Genomic DNA, 3,842 nt, shown 5'->3' with positions numbered 1-3,842 from the left:
GAAAGCATCGCCCCGATCGGCGATGATCCCCTCGTCAGCCTGCCCACCCTCGCAGCCTGATCGTCCCGGCCCAAGCCGGTGATCGTGGTGGCCCTCACCAAGCTACACCACGCCTAGGGACACGACCGATGCAGTGGGCACGTCGCCTGAGGCGCGGAGCTTGGTCTTGGCGAACGATCGGAACTCGTCGAAGTCAGCCAGCACGGTGTTGTCAATCCGCTTTAACCCGCGTTTAAGCACCTCAAGGCCGCGACCGGTCGCACGGAAGACGCCCCTTCGAGGCTGGTCTAATAGTCCCGCCTTGAGTAGGTAGGTCTTGGCCCAGTGTGCGCGGTTGTTGATTAGGCGGATACCGCGCCCGCTTGGTAGCAACTCGGCCATTTGATCAGGCGTGAGGGAAAACTCTTCGGCGATGCGTTCCACAACTTTTGGAATGGTGGTCTCGCCCTCGGCTGAAATCCGCAGGACCGGTAACATCAGGGTCTGATAGTCAGGAAGCGTGGGCAATGACATGTCCGGTCTGGTGCCGATTGGAAGGCTGGCTACGACATATTTCCCACTTAGGCATCAGGTAACAGCCCCTACAAAACAGCTCGTCATAAAAAGTGAGTGCATATCGATCGCAGACGGCTACCGCCGGCTCTTCGCGAACGCGGCCTGTCCGATAGCGCGTCGCCTAGCCAACTTCGCCATAGCCGTCTCAATCGTCTCCCGATCTATGACACCGGGATCAAACGGACCACCATACCATTCGAGCATCCGTTCGCGCTCGCGGTGCCGTGGCTTGGTAACGGCTTCAAGAAACTCTTCGAACCCCATCGTGCCGCCAACGTCCTCGGGTGGTGCTCGCCTCTCTCCATCTAGGAAGCGAGGATAGGCTACCTCAGGGTCCGCCGGGCCGACCTCCTCGACCGTGATGGTGTGCTGCCAGTTATCTCCGAAATCGTAGGTGTAGGCGAAGGCGGTGGTGCCGCGATCAATGAGCGCCCCGAGCTTGGTGGTCTTGGCGCTACGGGTGTTCCCATCAGGCCAATGCGGGTCGGGTATGGCGTAACGGACCGAACCCTCCCGAAACTGGAAGAGGTGATAGTCCTGGAACGGCATAGCCGCCTGGATCACTTCATGAAGGAGCTTGAGGCTTGCGGTGGGTGGCACCTCGACGGTCCGCCAGATGGTCGGCTCGGTGTCATCTAGGGTGATGCGAAGGCGGGCGATACGACTCGGCTCGGGCATACAATGATAGTAACGCGTCGCCAGCTTGGAACGCTACCTCGATAAATCGGCGTCAGACACCAGTGACTATGATAGTGCGTTTCCCAGTCAACGCGAAAGAACTACAATAGTCAGATTTCCCGGTCAGTCAGAAACAGAACAAAAATCAGCACTCATTCCTACTTGTGAAATGAATGATTGACACAGGCTTTCAGTAAATCTATAAGGTAACGATCAGAGCGCGATGAACGTGCCCTGATTTAAGTCCAGTCGCCGATCCCGAGACAAACCTACCTAGGAAGACGTCTATGTCTCTCTAGGACTGATAACGCTTGCCTCAAGGAGATAGGTATATGATGAAAGATATTAGAAATGAACGCACTGAGTCCCATAGACTTCATTAAGCGCGGCTTTTCAGTCACTCCGTTATGGCCGATGCAAAAGAAGCCACAACTGGGTGCCTGGGAATCGACCACGGTCACACTTGAAGATTTGAACGACATCGGATCATTCCCCGATGACTACAATCTTGGCATAGTCCTTGGAACGGCATCCGATGGCATTGTCGATGTTGATCTCGATTGCAAACTAGCTGTCGAAGCTGGAAAAGCCCTCCTACCAAGCACTCAGTGTGTCTTCGGGAGGAATGATAATCCTTTTAGTCATTACCTCTATCGTTGCAGCGGCTCTAAACGAACGAAACAGTTCAAGCATCCCATTACAAACGCCGCATTGATTGAACTGCGCGCTAACGGTAGTCAGACAGTTTTGCCTGGATCGATATACAACGACGGTCAGACAATCCGTTTCGAAGATGATCGGGATGGAGATGCCGGCGTCGTTGCTTGGGACGAGCTTTACAGGACCTGCCGTTTGATCGCGGTGGTTTGTCTACTGTGTGAGTATTGGATCAAAGGTCGGCATAGCACTGCATTGGCTTTTGCTGGAATGTGTGCAGGCAATAAGATTAACTTGCAGCAAGCTCGGACGGTTGTTGCTACGGTTTGTGCAGTAATGAACGATGAAGAGACTGATGACCGGTTGAAGTGCGTGACAACGAGCTACGACCGTGTCGCAGGTTCGAGGCTTGTTCAGGGTCGAGGGGAGCTCACCAACATTATCGGGGATGTTAGAGTCGTCAATAAAATGATTGAATGGATGTCAGACAACATTATTACCGCTTCTGTCGCTCAGGGGCATCAATCGATTTCGAAGTATGCATTTCAGAAATACTCCGACATGAGTAGCGACATGTCGAGCGGAGCTATTTTCTGCTCGCACATTGGTGATCGGCTGGTGTATCGGGATGATGAAGATCGTTTCTATAGCAGACTGAATGACGTGTATGACCCGGTTTCAGTTCCAGTTGTCAAAAGCCTTGTGATGGATTTCATTGCAGGCCAACAGGACGACATCAGAAACGAGTCAGATGCGAAAAAAGTCAAATCCTCTCAGTCGGTCTCGCGCATCAATGCAATCGTCGATGTTGCACGTTCCAAGCTCAATCGGTTAACGCATGAGTTTGACGCTGACCCGTTCTTAGTTGGATGTCAGAATGGTGTGCTTGATCTGAGAACACATGAACTCGCTGAACCTAAGTGCATCATTACAAGACGGTTAGGAACAACTTACAATCCACATTCCTCGTGCCCGAAGTTCCATGACTTTTTGCAACAGGTTTTTGAAGGTAACAAGGCCAAGGTTGCATTTATTCGTCGAGCTATCGGATACACTTTGACAGGGAGTAGTGCCGGTCAGTGTCTGTTCGTAACGGTGGGAACGGGTGCAAACGGGAAGTCAACGTTCTTGAAGGTCATTCAGGCGCTCATGGGCGAGTATGGCGGAACGATCCCAAGCCATTCTTTGATGGTCTCGAAGTTCGGCAATGACAAGAGTGATGATCTTGCGTCCTTGGTTGGCAAGCGTTTCGTGTCTGCCAGTGAGGGTGAACTTGGTCAGAAGCTTGCCATTGCCAAAGTCAAGCTAATGACGGGAGGGGATACGATTTCGGTTCGTCCCCTATACGGCAAATACTTTGACATGAGTCCCGAGTTCAAAATCTGGTTCGGGACAAATGATCTACCTGTGATTTGCGGTGGTGATGAAGCGATCTGGCGTCGTATCCATGTGATCGACTTTCCAGTAAGCTTCAAAGAGAACCAACGTGACGGCCGACTGTTTGAGAAGTTGAAGCTTGAGCTGCCGGGTATCTTGAACTGGGCGTTACAAGGATTGCGCGAGCTGGGGAACTTGGAAGGGGACTTTCTTGCCCCGCCTGATTGTGTTCGAGTGGAGACCGGACGCTATCGATCAAGTAGCGACACCGTGGGTTCGTTCATTGAAGTTGCATGTCGGTCAGACGAAAATGCAGTCACGATGTCGAACCTCCTGTATGAACGCTACACTGGCTGGTGCAACTGTAGTAGTATCGCCCCTGTTTCGAATGTTCAGTTCGGTAAGGAACTCACCCGCTTAGGATACGAGGTTAAAAGGATGAAAATGGGGAATGCAAGAAAGGGATTGAAGTTCGCGTGATGATTCAACGAGCCTAAAGTCTCGTTGCTCCCTTCGGTCGCGTAACTATTAGGGTGGATGGTGGAAGTCAGATCAGTAACTTATCTAATCTATAT

General features: G+C 52.1%; 3 protein-coding genes. 1 reads left to right on the top strand and 2 read right to left on the bottom strand.

From position 1 onward, the window contains the following. Positions 1–102: 102 nt before the first annotated feature. Both FV234_RS25400 and FV234_RS25395 read right to left on the bottom strand, forming a co-directional pair. Positions 103–477 (bottom strand): winged helix-turn-helix domain-containing protein, encoded by a 375-nt coding sequence (locus tag FV234_RS25400; RefSeq protein ID WP_210250990.1) that lies wholly within the window; start codon positions 475–477, stop codon positions 103–105. A 153-nt stretch (positions 478–630) separates the two neighbouring features. Continuing rightward, positions 631–1,233: a plasmid pRiA4b ORF-3 family protein gene (locus FV234_RS25395; RefSeq protein WP_147832388.1), complete on the bottom strand. Its 603-nt coding sequence runs from the start codon at positions 1,231–1,233 to the stop codon at positions 631–633. 351 nt (positions 1,234–1,584) lie between these two features. On the opposite strand from FV234_RS25395, the gene FV234_RS25390 reads away from it, so the two are divergent. Continuing rightward, positions 1,585–3,747, top strand: a complete 2,163-nt coding sequence (locus tag FV234_RS25390) for a phage/plasmid primase, P4 family (RefSeq protein WP_147832387.1) — start codon at positions 1,585–1,587, stop codon at positions 3,745–3,747. Positions 3,748–3,842 lie beyond the last annotated feature (95 nt).

This window comes from Methylobacterium sp. WL8, from assembly GCF_008040045.1.
Lineage (GTDB): Bacteria > Pseudomonadota > Alphaproteobacteria > Rhizobiales > Beijerinckiaceae > Methylobacterium > Methylobacterium cerastii.
The sequence above is the reverse complement of the archived record's forward strand: the minus strand, read 5'-3'. Positions and strand labels throughout refer to the sequence as shown.

Coding starts and splice junctions, on each gene's coding strand:
- FV234_RS25400 (WP_210250990.1), bottom strand. CDS start 477: ATGTTACCGGTCCTGCGGATTTCAGCCGAGGGCGAGACCACCATTCCA.
- FV234_RS25395 (WP_147832388.1), bottom strand. CDS start 1,233: ATGCCCGAGCCGAGTCGTATCGCCCGCCTTCGCATCACCCTAGATGAC.
- FV234_RS25390 (WP_147832387.1), top strand. CDS start 1,585: ATGAACGCACTGAGTCCCATAGACTTCATTAAGCGCGGCTTTTCAGTC.